Here is a 19,827-nt window from a genome sequence, read left to right as displayed (position 1 = left end):
GGACTTCGGCGTTGTTCCCGGTAGGCGGGCCGCCGAGGCTGTGACCATGACAACGACCGACACCTCGACCCCGCCCGTGGTGCGGGGCTGGCCGGCAGTCGCGGCGGTGGCGGCGGCGACGTTCTCCGTGGTCACCATCGAGATGCTGCCGGTCGGCCTGCTCACGTCGCTCGCCGCGGAGCTCCGCGCGCCGGAAGGCGTGGCGGGCCTGACGATGACCGTGCCCGGCCTGACGGCGGCGTTGGCCGCACCGCTGATCACCGTCGCCGCCGGGCGGCTCGACCGGCGTTGGGTGCTGGTCGCGCTGATGTCCTCGCTGGCCGTGGCGAATCTGCTCTCGGCGGTGACGCCGAACCTGCCGCTGCTCGTCGCGCTCCGGGTGCTCGTCGGCGTGTCCATCGGCGGGGTGTGGGCGATCGCGGCAGGCCTGGCCGTGCGGTTGGTGCCCGAGCGGTCGGTGGGCGCCGCGACGTCGCTGATCTTCAGCGGGATCGCGGTGGCCTCGGTGCTCGGCGTTCCGGCGGGGACGTTCATCGGCGAGCTCGGCGGCTGGCGCGCGGCGTTCGGCGTCATGGGCGTTGTGTCGCTGCTGGTGGCCGTTGCGCTCGCGGCGCTGCTGCCGCCGTTGCCCGCCGAGAAGCCGATGCGCTTCAGCGTCGTGCCGCAGTTGTTGCGCAGCGGCGCGGTGCGGGCCGGGCTGGTCGTCATCCTTCTGCTGGTGGCCGGGCATTTCGCGGCTTACACCTACGTGCGACCCGTGCTGGAACAAGTGTCCGCTGTGGACGCGGGATTGATCAGCGTGCTCCTCCTGGCGTACGGATTGGCTGGTGTGGCCGGGAATTTCGTGGGCGGCACGGCATCGGCCCGTGATCCGCGCCGAACGTTGCTGCTGATCTCGGCGGTGCTCGCGGCCGCGGTGTTCGCGCTCGGCCTGCCGCTCGGCGCGGCCGGTGCAACAGCGGCGCTGCTCGTCTGGGGCATCGCCTACGGCGGTGTCTCGGTGAGCACGCAGAACTGGCTGCTCGCGGCGGCGCCGCAAGCCAGGGAAGCGGCATCGGCCCTGTTCGTCGCGGTGTTCAACATCGCGATCTCCCTGGGCGCCCTGCTGGGCGGCCGAATGGTCGACGCGATCTCCCCGGCCAGCGCCTTCTTCCTCGCCGCGGCCCTGGCACTGGCCGCGCTGTTCGCGGCCACCGCCGGGCGTGCCTCCCGGTGATTGAGCCGCTGTTTCGGCTGGTCAGCGCCCGTGCGTACTTTGTGCTGCTGTAGAGGCTGTTTTGGATGTGGTGGTGTGGGGTCGTGGCAGGGCGGCTTGTGCCTTCAAAGCGGTGAAGCGAACGGCCTGTTCACCTCGCCTATCGGGACGAACGGGCCGTTCACCCCACACCAGCTGGTGCCCGCCGACGTTGGATGGATGAAGCGAACGGACCGTTCACCTCACCTATCGAGGCGAACAGGTCGTTCACTCCACACCAGCCAACGAGGATGCACCACTGCGCAAACGAGCTCTCAAACAGCCGCTATAGCGACGCAAAGTGCGCACGGGTTGTGCTCTCGCGGAAGCTCGGCTCGGGAACTCGGCGCCGCCGGGCGCCCGTGGCGCCCTGGTTGCATGACAGCCGGTCATGTCATGCGAAAGTATTGGCTGACAGATCGGGGTGGGTTGATGGACAGCGAGGAGCTGCTGGCGTTCCTCGGTGCCGTGGGGCACGCGCAGCGCCTGCGGATCATTGCCGAGCTCGCCGACGGGCGGTTGTACGTCAGCGAGCTCGCGCGTCGGCTCGGCATGTCCCGGCCGCTGCTCTACATGCACCTCGAGCGCCTGGAGAAGGCCGATCTCGTCGCGGGACACCTGGAGCTGTCCGCCGACGGCAAGGCGCTCAAGTACTTCGAACTGCGTCCCTTCGAACTCCGCCTCGACGTGGCCACCATCCGCGCGGCGGTGCGGGAGTCGGGCGACGAAGCGGGCTCGAACGACGGGAAGGGAACCCGGAAATGACCAATGCGGTGGTCGGCATCGCGATCGTCTTGATCATCGTCGCCGGCATTACGACGGGCTTCGTCGCCTACTTCAGGATGCTGCGGCACCGGGCCGACGCGCAGGCGATGGCCGAGTACCGCGAGTTCGCGGCGCGGGCGACCGCCGAGCAGGAGGAGCTGCGCCGGGAACTCGCCGAGATGCACGGTCGGCTCAAGGAGGTCGAGTCGCTGCTGCGCAGCGTCGGCTGATACGCGCCATTTTCCAGCGGGGGAGCCATTTTCGGCTCTCCCGCTTTTTGCTGCCCCGGCTCTGATCGGCTCGCTTGACCTCGCTATCTTCCACCTGTAAGTCTGAGCTTACATGCGTAAGAAATGAGGAGCTGGGGCGAGTGGGGAAGTCGAGAACCGTCAGGGTGGCGAGGTGGAGCGCGGCGCATCCGGTGCGCGCCCTGATCAGCTGGTTCGTGTTCGTCGGGCTCTGCCTCGGCATGGGCGCGCTGGCCGGCACGAACAGCGCGACGGTCGAGGACCACTGGGTCGGCGAGGCGGGACGTGCCGACGCGATCGCCGCATCCGGTGGCCTGCAGCGCAAGCCGATCGAGCAGATCATCATCTCCGCCCGCTCCGGCCAGCTGGACCAAGCGCGCGCCGCGGCGGTGGCCGCCGAGGTGGCGAGCCGCATGCGCGCGCTGCCCGCAGTGGAAACCGTTGCGCCGCCGGTCCGTTCGGGCGACGGCGCGATGCTGCTGGTCGAAGTCACCATGAAGGGGCCCGACGAGGCGGCCGACAAGCAGATCGACTCCCTGCTCGCGCAGACCGAGCAGGTGCAACAGCGCCACCCGGCGTTGCTGGTGGAGGAGACCGGCAACGTCTCCAGCGGCGTGGGAGTCGATCAGCAGCGCAGCGATGACCTGGCGTTGTCCGAAGCGATCACCCTGCCGGTCACGCTGATCACGCTGCTGGTCGTCTTCGGCTCGGTCCTGATGGCCGGGGTGCCGCTGCTGCTCGCCCTCTCGTCGATCGCGGCGGCCATGGGCTTGTCGACGCTGGTGTCGCACGTGGTGCCGGATGTGGGCGTGGGCAACAACATCATCCTGCTGATCGGGATGGCGGTCGGCGTCGACTACGCGCTGTTCTACCTCAAGCGGGAGCGGGAGGAGCGGGAGCGGGGCGGACGGCTCGATTCGGCCGCGATCGTCGGGCTGGCGGCCGAGACCGCCGGGCGGACGGTGGTCGTCTCCGGCATCGCGGTGATCGTCTCCACTGCGACGCTCTACCTGGCCGCCGACGTGATCTTCTCGTCGCTGGCCACCGGCACGATCACCGTCGTGCTGGTCTCGGTGGTCAGCTCGCTCACCGCGCTGCCTGCGCTGCTGGTGATCCTCGGCCGGCGCGCCGAGCGCCGCGCCAAGCCGGCCAAGCCCAAGAAGGTCCGAAGTGGACGGATCTGGGACGCGATGCTGCGACCGGCGGCGAAGCGTCCGGTGCTCACGCTGTGTGTCTCGTCGGGGATCCTCCTGCTGCTCTCGTTACCGCTGCTCGGCATGCAGATGCGGGTGCTCAACAAGGACAGCCACTCCCGGGAGATTCCCGTGATGCGGACCTACGACCGGATGACGGCCGCCTTCCCCGAGCTGCGGACCCGGCACGACGTCGTCGTTCGCGCCAAGCCGGCTGATGCCGAGAAGGTGCGTGCCGCGCTGGTGGATCTCGGCAGGCGCGTCCAGGGCGATCCGCTGTTCATGCCGTCCGCGCCGCCGCAGACGTCGTGGGACGGGCGGGTGAGCATGCTGCAGCTCTCGGTGCCGTTCAAGACGAGCTCCGAGCAGGCGGCTCGGTCGTTGACGCACCTCCGGTCCGACTACGTGCCCGCGACCGTCGGCGCGCTGCCCGGCGTCGAGGCGGTGGTCAGCGGGGACGTCGCACACGACGTCGACTACCTGGCTCACCAGAACAGCAAGCTACCGCTGGTCATCACCGCGTTGCTGCTGCTGACCTTCGTGGTCTCGGTGGTCGTCTTCCGGTCCGTGGTGATCGGGCTGGTCGGGGTCGCGCTCAACCTGCTGTCCGCGGCGGCGTCGATGGGTCTGCTGGTGATCTTCTTCCAGTACGGGCTGGCTTCGACGCTGTTCGGCTTCGATCCCAGCGCCACCAGCGCGATCGGTTCGCGGGTGCCGCTGTTCCTGTTCGTCATCCTCTTCGGGCTGTCGATGGACTACCAGATGTTCGTGGTGAGCCGGATCAGGGAGGCCGCGCTGCGCGGCGTGCCGACCAGGCAGGCGGTCCTGCAGGGCGTCGAGCAGTCGGCGAAGGTCGTGACCAGCGCGGCGATCGTGATGGTGACGGTGTTCGCCACCTTCATGTTCCTGCACCTGGCGGAGATGAAGCAGATCGGCTTCAGTCTCGCGGTCGCGGTCCTGCTGGACGCCTTCGTGATCCGCGTCCTGATCCTCCCCGCCGCCCTGACCCTCCTGGGCCGGGCGTCGTGGTGGCCGTCGCGCCTGATGCGCCGCACCGAACCCGAAACCATCCCGGCACGGCCTGCCCCGGTCGGCTAGCCGCCGTCGGGTCCATAGTGGACGTCATGGTGCCGCGCTCACGTAGGAGAGGACCTTCGCGAGGTGGTTCCGGGCGATCCGGCCGGCGGCCTCGGGGTCGCCGGCCCGGATCGCCTCGACGATCTCCTGGTGTTCGTGCTGGTCCACCGGTCGTTGCGCCTCGGATTCCCGCATCAGGCCCAACATGTCGAGCATCGCCTCACGGACGCGCTCGGCCAGCGAGTCGAACAGGCCCGTGATGATCGTGTTGTGCGCCGCCTCGACGATCGCCCGGTGGAACGCGAGGTCGGCGTCCACGAACTCCTCCGGCGCGGCGTGCTGGAGCGCCTCGCGCCGGGCGGCCGCGGCGGTGATCGCGGCGAGATCCTCGTCGGTGCGCTTCGCGGCGGCGAGGCGGGCGGCCTCCACCTCCACCGCGATGCGGCCCTCCGCCACGTCCGAGATCACCGCCTTGCGGACGGTCGTCGCCCAGTCCTCGACGGGCTCGGTCCGGATGACGTAGACGCCGGAGCCGTGGCGGGATTCGAGCACGCCGCGACCGGCGAGCTCGCGAACCGCCTCCCGGACCGTCGACCGGCCCACCCCGAACTCGGCGGCGAGGGCCGTCTCGCTGGGAACCTTCTCGCCGACCGGCCAGTCGCCGGAGCCGATGCGCCGCAGCATCGCCTCGGTGGCCTGCTCCGACAGCGGATATCGACGCAGCGACACGGGCAGCCTCCGAATTATCAGGTTGTCTGAGGACCTGACGTATTGTACGTTGCCAGCCATGTGGTTGGGAGCTCGCGGCCTTAGCGGCCGCGGCAGGGGCTGACCGGACCGGCGCCCCCTGCCGCGGGGTGTTGCCGCGCGCCGGTGGAGACGTCCGAATCCGGAAGGCAGACATGACCTCCCAACACATCCCCGCGCGTTGGAACCCGCAGCAGCCGTCGGGAATGCCGCACCGCCGCTATCGGAGCGCGTTCGACCGCGTCGCCGTCGCCGAGATCGACCGGACCTGGCCGCGCAACCGCATGACGCAGGCGCCGCTGTGGGTTCCCGTCGACCTGCGCGACGGCAACCAGGCGCTGGCCGAACCGATGGATCCGGCGCGCAAGCGGCGCTTCTACGAGATGATGACCGCGATCGGCTACAAGGAGATCGAGGTCGGATATCCGTCCGCGTCGCAGACCGACTTCGACTTCGTCCGGCTGCTCGCGGAAGCCGACCTGGTGCCGGAGGACGTCACCGTCGCGGTGTTCACCCCCGCCCGCCGCGACCTGATCGAGCGCACCTTCGAATCGATCGCCGGCCTGGACCGCGTCGTTGTCCACATGTACACCCCGACCGCGCCGCTGTGGCGCGACGCAGTGCTGCGCACCGGCCGGGACGACCTGCGCGAGCTGATCCGGAAGGCGGGCGAGGACGTGCTCCGCTGCGCCGGGGACCGGGCGGGGATCCGGTACGAGTTCTCCCCGGAGGTCTTCAACCTCACCGAGCCGGACTTCGCGATCGAGATCTGCAACATGATGATCGACCTGTGGGACGCAGGCCCCGATCGGCCGGTGATCATCAACCTGCCCGCGACGGTCGAGGTCGCGACGCCGAACGTGTACGCCGACCAGATCGAGCACCTGAGCAACAACCTCGACCGGCGGGACGACGTGATCCTCTCGGTGCACCCGCACAACGACCGGGGCACCGGGGTCGCGTGCGCGGAGCTGGCGGTGCTCGCCGGTGCGCAACGGGTCGAAGGCTGCCTGTTCGGCAACGGCGAGCGGACCGGGAACGTCGACCTGATCACGCTCGCGTTGAACCTGTACTCGCAGGGCGTGGATCCGATGATCGACCTGTCGGACATCGATTCGGTCCGCGACACCGTCGTGCACTGCAACCGGATCGGCGTGCACGAACGGCATCCGTACGTCGGCGAGTACGTCTACACCGCGTTCTCCGGGACGCACCAGGACGCGATCCGGAAGGGGTTCCAGCGGCACGCGCTCGCCGCGCTGGACAGCGGCGTGCCGGAATCCCAAGCGCGTTGGGAAGTTCCGTACCTGCCGATCGATCCGCACGACGTCGGCCGGGACTACGAGGCCGTGATCCGGGTGAACAGCCAGTCCGGCAAGGGTGGCATCGCCTACCTCATGCAGACCGAGCACGGGCTGGACCTGCCGCGCGGATTGCAGGCGGAATTCGCGCAGGTGGTGCAGCGGCACACCGACGACACCGGCGCCGAGGCGGACGCGGCGACGTTGTGGGAGCTGTTCTCCGCGACATACCTGGAGAACCCGGAGCCGTCGGTCGCGTTGACGGGCTGGTCGGTGAACCACGTGGCATCGGGTGATCGGCTGACCGCGACGCTGGAGGCCGACGGCGAGGCCACGATGCACGAGGTCGTGGCGGAAGGCGCCGTATCGGCACTGGTGCAGGTGCTGGAGAAGCACGACCGGCCGGTGGACATCGTGAACCTCGTCCAGCAGTCGATCGAGGCGGGACGCTCGGCTCGCGCCGCGACGTACCTGGAGCACCGCACGGCGGAGGGCACCGCGTGGGCGGTCGGGATCGATGTCTCGGTCGTCGCGTCGAGCCTGCGGGCCGTGATGGCCGCCGCGGGCTGAGCCCCTTGCGTCGTGAGCGTTTTGGATCGCTGTGGCGCTCCAAAACGCTCACGAGCTCGTGCACGGGTCACAGGCTGGCGTAGATGTCCCGGTACAGCCGCAGGGCTCGGGCTTCGAGGTCCGCCGGGTCCTGGCCGGTGAAGCGGTCCGGGCGGAGGCGGTCGATGCCGGGGATGTTCGACGGCCGGTCGCACATGAGCTCGACCAGGCCGCGGGCCGCGCCGCCGGCGCTCGTCACCCAGATCGCCACCGCCGACCAGAGGCCGGTGATGTCCGGGAGCGCGCCGAGGAACGGGAGGTTGTCGGGCGTCATCGCGAACACGCCGTTGAGCCGCTCGGCGATGGGGAAGCGGTGCGCGGCGGGCAGGAGTTCCATCGCGCTCCCGACTGCGTCGTCGAACGGCTCGCCGGGCCACGGCTGCTCCGCGATCCGGCCGAGCCGGTCGAGCGGAACCGGCTGCGGGGCGTGGTCGTAGGTGCCCAGGCCGAGGCGATCGCCGTGGTCGCGCGCGTAGACGTGGCGCTCGGGCCAGCGCACGAACGGCGTCCGCGCAGCGGATTCCGCCCGCTTCGGGCCGTAGACGTAGGGATGCGCGACGGGCGTGAGCGGAATCCGCTGATCCACCAGCGACGCGACGACCGGGCCCCAGATGCCGGAGGCCAGCACCACGTCGTCCGCCGGGAACGACTCCGTCGCGGTTCGCACCGCCGACACCCGGTTTCCGCGGAGCTCGATGCCGACGACCGCGGCGTCGTCGACGAATCGGGCGGAGCTGCGCTTCCGCAGCGCTGCGGTGATGACTCCGGCGCGCGCGGTGCCGTCGTCGGTGAAGTGCAGGCCGCGGCGGCAGTGCGCCGGATCGATCAGCTCCGGTGCCAGGGCCACCGTCTCGGCGGCGTCGAGCAGCCGGTGCCCAAGACCGGCCCGTGCCGCGAGTTCCGCCCGTTCTTCCAGCTTGGCCGCGGCTTCCGGAGTGCTGGCGACCTCCACGCCGCCGACGCGGTCGAAGCCTCGCACGCCGTCCAGTTCGAGGTCGTCGTACAGCTCGGCGCTCGCCCGCGCGAGCTCGGTCAGCACCGGCGTTTCGTTGAGCAGGCCCACGAAACCGGGCGCGTGCCCGGTCGAACCCCGCAGCTGCCCGGAGGGGCCCTGGTCGAGCACCGTCACCGACACGTCCTCGGGCAGCTGCGCCGCGATCGACGCCCCGACGATCCCCGCGCCGATCACCACAATCTTCCTTGCCATGGCAACGAACCTACGCGGTCCTCAAGCGATTTCGAGGACCGCCTTGCCGTGGAGGGTTCGGCCGAGCAGCGCCTCGATCGCCTCCGGCGCGCGATCCCAGGCTCCGCGCCAGGACACCTGCGGGTCGAGGTCGCCGGTCGCGATGTGTTCGGCGAGCCAGGTCAGGTCCGGGGCCAGGCCGGTGCAGCGGAGCAGGAAGAACGTGGCGATCGCGCGGTCGTGCCGGGCCGGCGCGCCGAAGAGCGCGCCGAACGGGAAGTTCTCGCCCTCGCCGGTGATGTGCCCGACCGCCACCAGCGTGCCGCCCTCGGCGAGCCGGTCGTGGGCGGCCACCAGCTGCTCGCCGCCGACCAGGTCGATCACACCGTCCACTGTGGCCGATTCGGCCGGGTTGGACACCACCTCGTGCGCGCCGAGCGCACGCAGCCCGTCGCCGTGCGCGGCCGGATTCCCGGTGGACGCGGTGACGTGCGCGCCACCCATCCGCGCCAGCTGCACGGCATATCGCCCGGTCCCGCCGGTGGCGCCGGTGACCAGCACCCGCTTGCCGAGGATCGGCCCGAGCCGGTGCAGTGCGCGCAGTGCACTCGCGCCGGCCACCGGAACGGTGCTGATCGCGCCGAGGTCGGCGTCATGCGGGACGGTGCCGATCAGGTGGGTGTCGACGGCTCGGAGTTCGGCCCACGCGCCGTCCACGCCCAGGGTGACGACCGGCGTGCCTTCGGCCGGGCCAGAGCCGTCGGCCGCCGCGCGCTCGACGACTCCCGCCGCGTCCCAGCCGAGGACGCTGCCGTCCGGGGATTCCTCCAGGATGTGCCGCACCTCGCCGTAGTTCAGCGAGGTCGCGGTGACCCGCACCAACGCCTGGTTGGGCGCGGGAACGGGATCCGGGGCTTGGCCGAGCCGGAGGCCGCCGGGTGCCGAGCGGTCGACGAGCAGTGCGCGCATGGTTCCTCGCATAAAAGTGATCCAGTAACTTATGTAACTGAGTACCATAAGTTTCATAGTCACATTAGTGCTCGGGTACTCTGTTCGCGATGAGCGCCCCGTCCCGCCCCGTCTCGCTGCGCGAGCGCAAGAAACTGCGCACCCGGCAGGCGATGATCGACACCGCCCTGGCGAAGTTCACCGAGCAGGGCTTCGACGCCACGACGGTCGACGAGCTGTGCGAGGCGGTCGAGGTCTCCAAGACCACGTTCTTCCGCTATTTCGGCTGCAAGGAAGACGTGGCGCTGGCGCCGACCGAAGATCTCTGGACGGAGTTCCTGGCCGACCTCGAAGCCCGCGAGCAGGACGACCGGCCGCTGCTGGAGGTCGCGCAGGACGCGGTGCTCGCGGCGCTGCGGCGGATGCCCGACGAGGGCTGGGCGGAGCGGGTGCTGCTCAGCAGGCGGCTCGCCGCCGTGACGCCGTCGATGGACGCGCACGGCCTGCAGTTCTGCGGCCGGACCACGCGTTCCGCGATGGAGATCCTGCACCGCCGCTTCGGGCTGCCCGATCAGGCCGACGTGCGCGCCCGCCTGGCGCTGGACCTGCTGGTCGCGGCGTTCCACTGCGCGCTGGAGATGTGGCTGGCGCGGGAGGATTCGCACACCCGCGACGACCTGATCGACTGCGTCGGAGAAGCCTTCGCGGCGATCCCCGAAGCCCTCACCTTGTCTCCGAGCGAGTGGAGACACTCGTGAGTGCTGACTCCGGTAAGAACCGGACTTGCCGCTCACGAGCGGCGACGTGCTGTCGTGAGTGTTGAGTCCGGTAAGAACCGGAGTCATCGCTCACGAGCGGGTCAGCCGGAGACCGCCCGGAGGGCGCCGGGCTGGCGGCCGTCGAGGCGGTCGAGCGTCGCGGTGGCCGCTTCGTCGGCCGGCAAGTAGATGATCAGCCGCTGGTCGGCGTCCGGCAGTTCCGCGATCTCGAAGTTCAGGAGCAGCTCGCCGACCTCCGGATGCACCCAGCGCTCCGCGCCGGTGCGTTCGAGCACGGCGGCGGGAGTCTCGAACCTGCTGGTGAAGGCTGCTCCGGCGGCGCCCGTCAGCTCCGTGGCGAGGCTCGCGGAGTGCGGGTCGTCGGCGCGGAACCCGAGCTTGAGGAAGTTGGCCAGGGCGTCGGCGATGCGCGCCCACTCGGGATGCGCGGTGCGGGCGCGATCGTCGGTGAACATGAAGCGCAGCAGGTTCGGCGGATCGGCGTCCAGGACGCCGAGCGGGCCCGCCAGCCGCCGGTAGCCGGCCGTGCATGTGAGCACGTCGCAGATCCGGTTGACCACCAGTGCCGGGCTCGGTTCGAGCCGGTCGAGGATCGCCTGCACGCTCGGGCGCACGGTCCGACCGGGCGGCTCGGCCACCCGCGGGCACAGCGCGGTCGGCTTGTTGTGGCCGAGGATCAGCCACAACTGCTCGCGCTCCTCGACGGACAGCCGTAGGGCTCCGACGATGGCGCCCAGCACCTCGGCGGACGGATGGCGGTCGCGGCCCTGCTCAAGCCTGGTGAGGTATTCGACGCTGATCCCGGCGAGCGTCGCCAGTTCGGCGCGCCGCAGCCCGGGCGTCCGCCGCCGGGGCCCGGTGGGCAGGCCCACTTCGGCGGGGGTGAGGGCTTCCCGGCGGGCGCGCAGGAAGGCCCCGAACTCGTTGTCGCGCACGATCGGAACCTACCTGCCCGGGGCGCGCTGGTGGTGGCCCTGCGAGGGCCAGCATCGGCGCGGTCTCCCTCCGCCGCGGCGAGCCGGGCAGGTTCGAGTCATGACCGCTGAAACGACCGCACTGCCCTTGAAGACCGGCCGCTGGGCGCTCGACCCGCTGCACTCCTCGGTCGGCTTCGCGATCCGCCACCTGGGGGTTTCGAAGGTGCGGGGCCGCTTCGCCGAGGTCGACGCCGAGCTGTTGGTCGGCGAGACGCTCGACGAAAGCGCGATCACCGCCACCGTCGCCATCGCGTCCATCGACACCGGCAACACCGACCGTGACGCGCACGTCCTCGCCCCCGACCTGCTCGACGTCGAGAAGCGCCCGACGCTGGCCTTCCGCTCCACCCGGCTGCGCGGCGAAGGCGAGGACTGGACGCTCGAAGGGGAGTTGACCATCGGCGAGGTGACCAGGCCGATCGCCTTCGACGTCGAGTTCGGCGGCGTCGAGGATCTCCCCGGCGGCACCCGGCACGCCGGGTTCGAGGCGAACGGCGAGATCCGCCGCCGCGACTACGGCATCAACTTCGGCGCCGGGGAGGCGCTGCTCGGCGACGTTGTGAAGATCCAGCTGGACGTGCAGTTCGTCGAGCCGGAGTGACCGGCCGCGAGTCTTCCGGGCGGTCGCGGCGGCCCGGAAGGCTCACGGCACCTGCCTAACTCGATCGAGTGACTGCCAGTCGGGTGGTGTGCCGACCGGGAAGGTGACCCGGCGGAGCCGCCGCGGTCGGCACCCTCCGTGGCCGGCTGAAGGGGCTTCGGGTCCGGGCCGCGCGCCGTTCACCGGGACTTGTGACCACTGTGGACGCTGGGTGTCGGCGGTGGGCCCTTGTGGTGGATTCGCCGACACCTGCGTGCGGGACACCGCGAATTGCCTGTTTTCATGCCATTGAGCCAGTTCCGAAATGCATTGTCAGCGCAGTTCGGCTCCAATCTTGCCGGAACCGCCCGCGTGCCGGATTCGAATGACCGGCGATCAGGTGCGGAATTCGGCCCGGCCGCCGCGTGAATGACCACGGGTGGCGGGAGGAGTGGAAAAACGCAATGGCAATGCGAGAAAAGACCGCGGTCGGCGTGTTGGCCGGCCTGCTCCTCGGCAGCGCGCTTTGCACCGCCGGAGCCTTCGCCGCCCCGATTGTGCACGATGCCCACCGGCAGCCGCCGCCGCCCGGGCCGGATCTCGCCGCGCACTTCGCCGCCCGCGCGCCCAGCAAGCCCCCGCCAGCGGATGAATCGACCGAGACCTGGGTGTCGCCGACGGACGGCGAGATCAGCAGCGGTTTCGGCGGGCGTTGGGGCACCATGCACAACGGCGTGGACATCGCCAACGACATCGGCACTCCGATCCGCGCCGCCGCGCGAGGCACCGTCATCGATTCCGGCCCGGCCGCCGGATACGGCATGTGGATCAGAATTGCGCACCGCCAGGACGTCGTTTCGATTTATGGCCATATCGACGAGGATTTCGTCGAGGTCGGGCAACCGGTGCGGGCCGGGCAGCAGATCGCGACCATGGGCGATCGCGGCCAATCCACCGGTCCGCACCTGCACTTCCAGATCGAGGTGGCGGGGCAGCCGGTCGATCCGGAGCAGTTCTACGACGCCGTGGGCGCCGAGCTGACGCATCGGTAGCGCGTGTATTCGGCGACCTCCGGTTGACCGGCGCGCGGGCGCCGCTGTCAGAGTGGCAGGCCCCGGAAGCCGCCCACGATGTCCGGCACGGCAGCACTGGCTGTTATCACTGCGCGTTATCGATCGTGCAGCGGCGCGCGAACTCAGCGACGATCACCCGGCGCATCCGGTAGTGGGTCGATCGGCCGAATGGATCATCACCCTCCTGGTCGATTGTCGTAGTGCTCCGGGAGCTACTTCGATCGCATTAACGCGCTGGAAGGATCGATGTGATGGAGCGAGTGGATACAGCCGGGATCGTCGGCGGTGGGGTGCTCGCCGGGGATGGCCAGCCGTCGGGCTGGGAACGCCGGATCGCGGAGCGGTCCGAGGAGCACTACCGCGCGAGGCTGGTGCAGCGGCTGCTGCTGGCCTGGGCGGTGCCGGGCAACCTGTTGCTGATCGGCGTGGCCGCGGTCGCGCTGTGGTTATGGACGTCCGCACTGCCCGCCGGGATCGTGTTCGTGCTGGCGCTGGCCTCGCTGGTGGTGTCGGCGAAGTTCGTCTACCAGCAGCACTTTAAGGTTCGCGCGGTGGAATCAGAACTGCGTGCGCTGGAGTACGCGCACCGCGAGCACCTGCTGGACGAACTGGGGCCTGGGGATTTGCTGGGGGCGCACAAGCGCTACCGGGCGCAGCTGCCCGAGCTCATCGAGCGCTACCGGGTCGAGGCCCGGCGGGATCGCTGGAAGGACAACGTCCTGCAGACGGTGATCATCGGTGGCTCGATCATCGCCGCGACGGCGACGGCGACGGCGACGGCGGCATCGGTGTCCGTTGTGGACGTTCGGTGGGTCGCGGTGGCGTTGTGCCTGCTGGTGGCGCTCGCGGCGGCGTTCGCCGGGCATGCAAAGTACCGGGAACGGTCGGCCGCGTGCCAGCAGACCGCCGACGCGTTGGAGCGCGAGTACGAGTCGGTGGAGCTGCGGGTGGGCCGGTACCGGCGGTTCGACAGGGAGAGCGAGGCCTACGCCGAGTTCGCCGACGCGGTCGGGGCGCTGCGGGCCGAGCGGGCGCGTCGGTTGCCGTCGGCATCGACGGAGGGGATCGGCCAGTAGTCACTTCCGCGTCGATTCCCACGAAAGTGGAAGAAATAGGCGAGAATTGATCACTGACCGTCCGCATTTCCCACTTATGTGATCGCTGAATGGTGGAGGGTGATCCTTCCGTAATCTCCGGCCCGGCGCACAGGAATCGGCCTGTGCAGAGAGGAGCATTGCGATGAAGCGCACCCTTACCGCAGCGGCCGCTGTGTTGGTCGGCGGCGCCGGCGCGGTCGGCTTCGCAGCTACCGCGAACGCGGCCGAGACCCCGCAGCTGCCCGCGGAGCTGCCCACGGACAACAACCTCGCGCAGACGGCGTACCACTTCGCGGGCACGCTGCACTCCGCGCAGCAGACCGTGGGTGACGTCGTTCCGGCCGAGGAGCACCTCACCGGCCGCAGCGGCGGCGGCGACCCGCTTGGTGGCGTCACCGGCGCGCTCGGCGGAAGCCCGCTCGGCGGCGTGACCGGCGGCAAGAGCCTCGACCCGAGCAGCGCGCTCGGCGCGGTGCCGGTCGGCGACGTCGTCCCGGCCCTGCAGGCCGCGCCCATGGCCCGCACCGGCGGCCCGGCCAACGACCTGCTGCCGCCCGGGGTGGACTCGACGCTGCAGGGCGCGCCGCAGACCAAGCCCGCGCAGCAGGACGTCGACCTGGTGGGCGAGGCAGTCCACGGCGTGGCGTCCAGCACCCCGGTCGCCGGCTCCCAGCTGCCGCTGGCCAAGAGCGGCGACGCGATCGGCGGCCTCACCGGCCCGCAGGGCCCGCTGGGCGGCCTGACCAACGGCCTCCCGGTCGGCAAGACCGACCCGACCACGGCGCTGGACAAGGTCAACGACGTGGTCAGCCACGGCCCGCTCGGCGGCGTCAACCAGCTCGGCTCCTGACCGCGCCCGTCTGCCACGCCGGAAGCCGACAACGAAGATCGCGATTGGTCGCGGCGCGGACCGCACCGCTGGACCGGCGGACGACTTCCGCTGACGGCGCCCCCCAAGACGATTCGATGGCCCCTGCCGAACCGGCGGGGGCCATCGCCGTCAGGCGAGTTCGACGGTGCCGGCCGAGCCGTGCACGGTGATCCGTTGGCCGTCGGCGATGCGGGTGGTGGCGTCGGGAACGCCCACCACCGCGGGGATTCCGTACTCCCGGGCCACCGTCGCGCCGTGCGAGTTCGGTCCGCCCATCTCCATCACCAGGCCGCCCGCGGTCAGGAACAGCGGCGTCCAGCCCGGATCGGTGGACGGCGCGACCAGGATTTCGCCGGGCGCGAGCTGCGCGCGGACCGGATCGTGCACCACGCGCGCCGTGCCGGTCACGGTGCCCGCCGAGGCGGATGTCCCAGCCAGTTGCCCGTCAACCGTCGCCACCGGCAGTGCCGCTTCGGGCTCGGTGCCGTCCGAGAGCAGCACGCGCGGCGGGCGTCGGCGCCGCAGTTCCCTTTCGCGCGTTTCGCGGCGCTGTGCCACCAGATTCCGGTGGTCGGTGCCGGCGATGGCCTCGTCGATCTCTTCGTATTCCAGGAAGAACACGTCCTCCGCGAGCTCCAAGCGGCCGTTCGAGGCGAGTTCCCGGCCCACGGCCTGCAGATGCCGGCGGGCGTTCGCGATCGCCAGCACGACGCAGTACTTCGGCAGTTCGCGGAGCCCGGCGAGCTGGCGCACCCGATCCATCGCGAAGCCGGCGACGCGTGCTCGCAGCGGGTTCCTGCGGCGCAGCCGGGACACGATCTCGGCGGCCATTCGCTCGGCCTCGGCCACGCCGCGCCGGTACTGCTCGTCGGCGTCGTGCCCGCTCTCGCCGGTCCGCACGTAGTTCGCGATGAGCCCGAGCACGTGCGTCGGGTCCTCCGACCAGCGCGGCACGCCGACGTCGATCTCCGCGACCGTCCGGTGCCCGTTGCGCTCCAGGAAGTCATCGAGTCCACTTTGGACTTTCGTGGGCAGGGTTCGGTGCTGGTAGCGCGCGGCGAGCTCGTCGGCGGAGGATTCGGCGAACGGCCGGGCGGTTTCGGGATCCTGGCGGGCGAGTTGCGCGATGCCCCACAGCTCCAGGTCCATCTCGGTGGTGACGTTGTGCGGGATGCCGCGCAGCACGATCTGCACCTCCTCGGCGGTGGCGGCCCTGCCGACCAGCTTCGGCAGCAGCCGGCTGAGGAAGAGGACGGGCAGCATCCGCACCGGGATCTGCGCGATGCGCGGAACCGCGATCTCCGTGATGCCCCGCCGAGCCGCGGCCAGCCGCTCGCGCGCGGACGACGGCTCGGCGCTCGCCAGGGCCGTCCGGATCTCCGGCACCATGCCGAAGAGCAGGTCACGGGTGCGCGCGGGATCGCGCAGCGTGCGCGCCAACTCGATCGGAGCCTTGGTGTGCGCCAGGATTCCGCCGAGCCGGCGCAGCAGCGGCCACGGGATCTTCGGGTCCAGCGGGAGGCGCGGATCGTCGAGCAGCGACTCGAAGACCTTGCCGGTCCGGGCTTCGGCCGCCGCGAACACCTGGGGCCCCACGGTGCGGCCGATCCTGCTGCGGGTCATGCCGGTGATGTCGGCGAACAGCCAGCCGTCGGCCTGCCGCCACAGCTTCGGCCGCTGGCCGTCGGCCGGGATGCCGATGTTGCGCATGAGGTTGGTGAGCATCAGTGCCAGTGTCGCCGCGCCCAGCGGCGTGATCGGCCGGTAGACGCCCTGCACCACGTTGATCGACAGGTAGACGTGCAGGCCGTCGAGCGGCTCGGCGGGCAGCGGGAACAGCGTGGTGACCGGCCGCGACTGGGTCAGCCAGGTCGTGCCGTCGACGTCGATGGCCCATTCGATGTCCTGCGGCGCTCCGTAGTGCCGCGCCACCTCCGCGCCCAGCGCGGCGAGCGCGCGGGCTTGGTCGTCCGTGATGGACGGCAGATCGGCTTGCTGCGCAACGGATTCCGTGCCGCCGCCGGACTTCGGGCGGATGCTGGCGGGCTTGTCGCCGAGCTGCTTCGCGGTGACCCGGCCGGACTCCACCACGAAGTTGTCCGGGGTGACCGCGCCGGACACCACCGATTCGCCGAGCCCGGTGTTCGCGTCGATCACGGCCTCGGAACGCCGCCCGGTGACCGGGTTCGCGGTGAACAGCACGCCGGCCGCGGCCGCGTCGACCATGCGCTGCACGACGACCGCCAGTCGCACCGCGCGGTGGTCGATTCCGTTGGCCGCGCGGTAGGCCACCGCCCGGTCCGTCCACAGTGAACTCCAGCAGCGGCGCACCGCGTTCAGCAGTGCTGCCTCGCCGACGACGTTCAGGTAGGTGTCCTGCTGGCCGGCGAAGCTGGCGTGCGGCAGGTCCTCGGCGGTCGCGGAGGAGCGCACCGCCACCGGCGCGTCCGGGCCGAGTTCCACGTAGGCGGCGGTGATCGCGGCGGCCAGCCCGGCCGGGAGCTCGGCGCCGGCGAGGCGGGAGCGGATCTCGGCGGCCGAGCCGGGCAGCCGGTCCAGCAGGTCTTCGGTCAGTTCCCGGCAGGCCTCGTCGTAGGCGCGCGTGCTGATGCAGAAGCCGGGCGGTACCCGGAAACCGGCCGCCGAGAGCTCGCCCAGGTTCGCGGCCTTGCCGCCGACCAGCTCGCCGTCGCCGGCGCCGATCTCGCCGAGGTCGAGCAGGGTTCGGGTCTCCAGGGTGCTCATCGCAAAACCTCCCTCGCCGTTGGAAGCAAGGTAGCGCGCAGGCGGCCAATAAATCAACACGTGTTGAATTATTCGCTAGGCCATTCGGGGGGTATCGACGGCCGCCGCATCACGAGCCGGGCGGATCGCCATTCCTCCCCAGGAGGAAGGAGCGGGGATGCATTGGTGGATGGCGGTAGCGACGATGTCCGGCCTGGTGGTACTCGCTCCGGCGATCTCCAGGCAGTTGCGCCGGCGGCGAGCGGTGGCGCGGGCGCGGGCGGAGCTCGCCTGGTTCTACCAACCGCGCTCGCCGCGCGAGCGGTTCACACCGGGCAGCGGCAAGCACGCCGCGACGACTCCGGTCGTCGTGCTGCGCCGGTCCGATGGCACGACGCTGGGGATGCACCGACCTTCGAAGGCGCGGCGGCGCTGACGTGGCCCAGGGCACAGGAAACGAAGTTGCTTCGCATTTGATCGGGGGTCATGCTGGACGCCGCCAACTAGTTGAGTGCTGCAAGCAAGTTTTCTGGGGATGTTCGTGCGGCAGCGCTCCGGCCGGCCTCGCACGCCGGCACATCTCGAAGAGCAACCCCTGGAAGGGAAAGCCATGTCGGAAATGGCTGTGCCCCCGGCGCAGGCCCCGGCACCAGCACCAGCACTGACGCACCGCCAGATCCTGACGGTGCTCACGGGCCTTCTGCTGGGCATGGCCCTGGGCGCGCTCGACCAGACCATCGTCGGCTCGGCGATCCGGGTCATCGCCGACCAACTGCACGGGCAGACCGCACAGGCCTGGGTGACCACGGCCTACCTGATCACGGCCACTATCACCACGCCGCTGTACGGCAAGCTTTCCGACATCTACGGCCGCAAACCCCTCTACCTGACCGCGATCTCGCTGTTCCTGGTCGGCTCGCTGCTGTGCGGGATGGCGAACTCGATCTACGAGCTCGCCGCGTTCCGCGCCATCCAGGGCCTCGGCGGCGGTGGCCTGATGTCGCTGGCGCTGACGATCATCGCCGACATGGTGCCCGCACGGCAGCGCAGCCGCTACCAGGGCTACTTCATGGCGGTGTTCGGCACCGCCAGCGTGATCGGCCCGGTGATCGGCGGCCTGTTCGCCGGCCTGGACAGCTTCCTCGGCATCGACGGCTGGCGCTGGGTGTTCCTGGTGAACCTGCCGGTCGGGCTGGCGGCGCTGGCCGTCGTCGCCAAGGTGCTCAACGTGGCCACCGAGCGGGTCCGGCACCGCATCGACTACCTGGGCGCCGTGGCGCTGGTCGTGCTGCTGGTGCCGCTGCTGACCGTCGCCGAGCAAGGCCGCGAGTGGGGTTGGCTGTCGCCGATCGCGCTGACCATGTACGGCATCGGCGCGGTCGGGCTGGTGCTGTTCGTGTACGCCGAGAACCGGATGGGCGCGGAGGCGCTGCTGCCGCTGCGGATGTTCCGGCGGTCGTCGTTCCGGATGGGCAACCTGCTGAACTTCCTGGTCGGCATCGGCATGTTCGGCGGGCTGAGCTCCGTGCCGCTGTACCTGCAGATCGTCAAGGGCCTGAACCCGACCGAGGCGGGGATGATGCTGCTGCCGATGACCGCCGGGATCATGATCTCGACCGGCGTGGTCGGCAAGCTGATCGCCAAGACCGGCCGGCTGAAGGTCTTCCCGATCGTCGGCTCCGCGTTCATGGCCGTCGCGCTGTTCCTGTTCAGCCTGATCGGCGTGGACACCTCGCTCGTCCAGGTGGGACTGACGGCGGTGGTCATGGGCGGCGGGCTGGGCATGCTGATGCAGACCCTGACGCTCGTCGTGCAGACCGGCGCCACCTCGCGCGACATGGGCGTGGCGACGGCCTCGGTGAACCTGTTCCGGCAGACCGGCGGCACCGTCGGCGCGGCGGCGTTCCTGTCGGTGCTGTTCAGCACGGTCGGCGGGCGGATCGCGGATTCGACGCGCGCGGCCCTCGCCACGCCGGAGTTCACCGCGGCGCTGCACGACCCGGAGGTGCTGGCGAACCCGGTGAACCGGATGTTCGTCGAATCGTTGCAGTCGGGTGGCGCGGCCGGGATCGACATCAACGACACGTCGTTCCTGTACGGCCTGGACCCGCGCCTTGCGCGGCCGATCCTGGAGGGCTTCGCCAGCTCGATGGACACGGTGTTCTTCGTCGGCGGCTGCGTGGTGCTGGTGGCCTTCGCGCTCACCTGGTTCCTCCGCGACATCCGCCTGGACTGACCGGCGACTTATCCACAGGATCCGCACTTATCCACAACACTGTGGATAAGTGTGCCGAACCGCTGGTCAGGACCCGTGCGTGTGTTGTGCTGCTATGGCGACACAACACGCGCACGGCTAGCACCTGCGGAAACGTTCCACCCCGAACATGCGAAAGGCCCTCACCGCATCCAGCGCGGTAA

17 protein-coding genes are annotated in these 19,827 nt (G+C 70.4%); 12 read left to right on the top strand and 5 right to left on the bottom strand.

Annotated elements, in window-relative coordinates:
- Window positions 1–46 precede the first annotated feature (46 nt).
- From AB0I53_RS05925 to AB0I53_RS05910, 4 genes are all read left to right on the top strand, one after another.
- Window positions 47–1,216 (top strand): MFS transporter, encoded by a 1,170-nt coding sequence (locus tag AB0I53_RS05925; protein WP_358597137.1) that lies wholly within the window; start codon window positions 47–49, stop codon window positions 1,214–1,216.
- A 450-nt stretch (window positions 1,217–1,666) separates the two neighbouring features.
- Entirely contained in the window at window positions 1,667–1,999 is a 333-nt protein-coding gene (locus AB0I53_RS05920; RefSeq protein WP_358567257.1) for an ArsR family transcriptional regulator, read from the top strand.
- On the top strand, window positions 1,996–2,229 hold the full coding sequence (locus tag AB0I53_RS05915) for a hypothetical protein (RefSeq protein ID WP_358597134.1): 234 nt from the start codon (window positions 1,996–1,998) through the stop codon (window positions 2,227–2,229). Before AB0I53_RS05920 ends, AB0I53_RS05915 begins: the two co-directional genes overlap by 4 nt.
- Before the next feature lie 140 nt (window positions 2,230–2,369).
- Window positions 2,370–4,538 (top strand): MMPL family transporter, encoded by a 2,169-nt coding sequence (locus AB0I53_RS05910; RefSeq protein WP_358597131.1) that lies wholly within the window; start codon window positions 2,370–2,372, stop codon window positions 4,536–4,538.
- Between the two features lie 24 nt (window positions 4,539–4,562).
- On the opposite strand, the gene AB0I53_RS05905 is transcribed toward AB0I53_RS05910, so the two are convergent.
- Window positions 4,563–5,246 (bottom strand): FadR/GntR family transcriptional regulator, encoded by a 684-nt coding sequence (locus tag AB0I53_RS05905; protein ID WP_358597128.1) that lies wholly within the window; start codon window positions 5,244–5,246, stop codon window positions 4,563–4,565.
- A 173-nt stretch (window positions 5,247–5,419) separates the two neighbouring features.
- Between AB0I53_RS05905 and AB0I53_RS05900 the strand changes: the two genes are divergently transcribed.
- The gene (locus AB0I53_RS05900; protein ID WP_358597125.1) at window positions 5,420–7,135 is read left to right on the top strand and encodes a 2-isopropylmalate synthase; all 1,716 of its coding nucleotides are present in this window, start codon (window positions 5,420–5,422) and stop codon (window positions 7,133–7,135) included.
- A 67-nt stretch (window positions 7,136–7,202) separates the two neighbouring features.
- Here AB0I53_RS05900 and AB0I53_RS05895 read toward each other — a convergent pair whose 3' ends face one another.
- The gene (locus AB0I53_RS05895; protein WP_358597122.1) at window positions 7,203–8,381 is read right to left on the bottom strand and encodes an FAD-binding oxidoreductase; all 1,179 of its coding nucleotides are present in this window, start codon (window positions 8,379–8,381) and stop codon (window positions 7,203–7,205) included.
- A 21-nt stretch (window positions 8,382–8,402) separates the two neighbouring features.
- Window positions 8,403–9,329, bottom strand: coding sequence for a zinc-binding dehydrogenase (locus AB0I53_RS05890; protein ID WP_358597119.1), 927 nt, complete (start codon window positions 9,327–9,329; stop codon window positions 8,403–8,405).
- 89 nt (window positions 9,330–9,418) lie between these two features.
- Between AB0I53_RS05890 and AB0I53_RS05885 the strand changes: the two genes are divergently transcribed.
- Entirely contained in the window at window positions 9,419–10,066 is a 648-nt protein-coding gene (locus tag AB0I53_RS05885; RefSeq protein WP_358597116.1) for a TetR family transcriptional regulator, read from the top strand.
- 101 nt (window positions 10,067–10,167) lie between these two features.
- Here AB0I53_RS05885 and AB0I53_RS05880 read toward each other — a convergent pair whose 3' ends face one another.
- Window positions 10,168–11,022 carry a helix-turn-helix transcriptional regulator gene (locus AB0I53_RS05880; protein WP_358597114.1) on the bottom strand — a complete coding sequence of 285 codons (855 nt, stop codon included), beginning with the start codon at window positions 11,020–11,022 and terminating at the stop codon, window positions 10,168–10,170.
- Between the two features lie 100 nt (window positions 11,023–11,122).
- On the opposite strand from AB0I53_RS05880, the gene AB0I53_RS05875 reads away from it, so the two are divergent.
- The 4 genes from AB0I53_RS05875 to AB0I53_RS05860 all read left to right on the top strand — a co-directional run bounded on the left by AB0I53_RS05875 (window position 11,123) and on the right by AB0I53_RS05860 (window position 14,664).
- The gene (locus AB0I53_RS05875; RefSeq protein WP_358597111.1) at window positions 11,123–11,665 is read left to right on the top strand and encodes a YceI family protein; all 543 of its coding nucleotides are present in this window, start codon (window positions 11,123–11,125) and stop codon (window positions 11,663–11,665) included.
- Between the two features lie 443 nt (window positions 11,666–12,108).
- Window positions 12,109–12,696: a M23 family metallopeptidase gene (locus tag AB0I53_RS05870; RefSeq protein ID WP_358597108.1), complete on the top strand. Its 588-nt coding sequence runs from the start codon at window positions 12,109–12,111 to the stop codon at window positions 12,694–12,696.
- Window positions 12,697–12,968: 272 nt separating this feature from the next.
- Window positions 12,969–13,793 carry a DUF4231 domain-containing protein gene (locus AB0I53_RS05865; RefSeq protein ID WP_358597105.1) on the top strand — a complete coding sequence of 275 codons (825 nt, stop codon included), beginning with the start codon at window positions 12,969–12,971 and terminating at the stop codon, window positions 13,791–13,793.
- Between the two features lie 163 nt (window positions 13,794–13,956).
- Complete coding sequence (locus AB0I53_RS05860) at window positions 13,957–14,664, top strand: hypothetical protein (protein WP_358597102.1); 708 nt, start codon at window positions 13,957–13,959, stop codon at window positions 14,662–14,664.
- Between the two features lie 150 nt (window positions 14,665–14,814).
- On the opposite strand, the gene AB0I53_RS05855 is transcribed toward AB0I53_RS05860, so the two are convergent.
- Entirely contained in the window at window positions 14,815–17,430 is a 2,616-nt protein-coding gene (locus AB0I53_RS05855; protein ID WP_358597099.1) for a PEP/pyruvate-binding domain-containing protein, read from the bottom strand.
- Between the two features lie 157 nt (window positions 17,431–17,587).
- Here AB0I53_RS05855 and AB0I53_RS05850 point away from each other — a divergent pair, with 157 nt between their 5' ends.
- Window positions 17,588–17,845 carry a hypothetical protein gene (locus AB0I53_RS05850; protein WP_358597096.1) on the top strand — a complete coding sequence of 86 codons (258 nt, stop codon included), beginning with the start codon at window positions 17,588–17,590 and terminating at the stop codon, window positions 17,843–17,845.
- Between the two features lie 183 nt (window positions 17,846–18,028).
- Complete coding sequence (locus AB0I53_RS05845; protein WP_358597269.1) at window positions 18,029–19,645, top strand: MDR family MFS transporter; 1,617 nt, start codon at window positions 18,029–18,031, stop codon at window positions 19,643–19,645.
- The last annotated feature ends 182 nt before the right edge of the window (window positions 19,646–19,827 follow it).

The sequence above is a fragment of the Saccharopolyspora sp. NPDC050389 genome, assembly GCF_040655595.1.
Lineage (GTDB): Bacteria > Actinomycetota > Actinomycetes > Mycobacteriales > Pseudonocardiaceae > Saccharopolyspora.
This window is presented reverse-complemented; position numbering and strand designations above follow the sequence as displayed.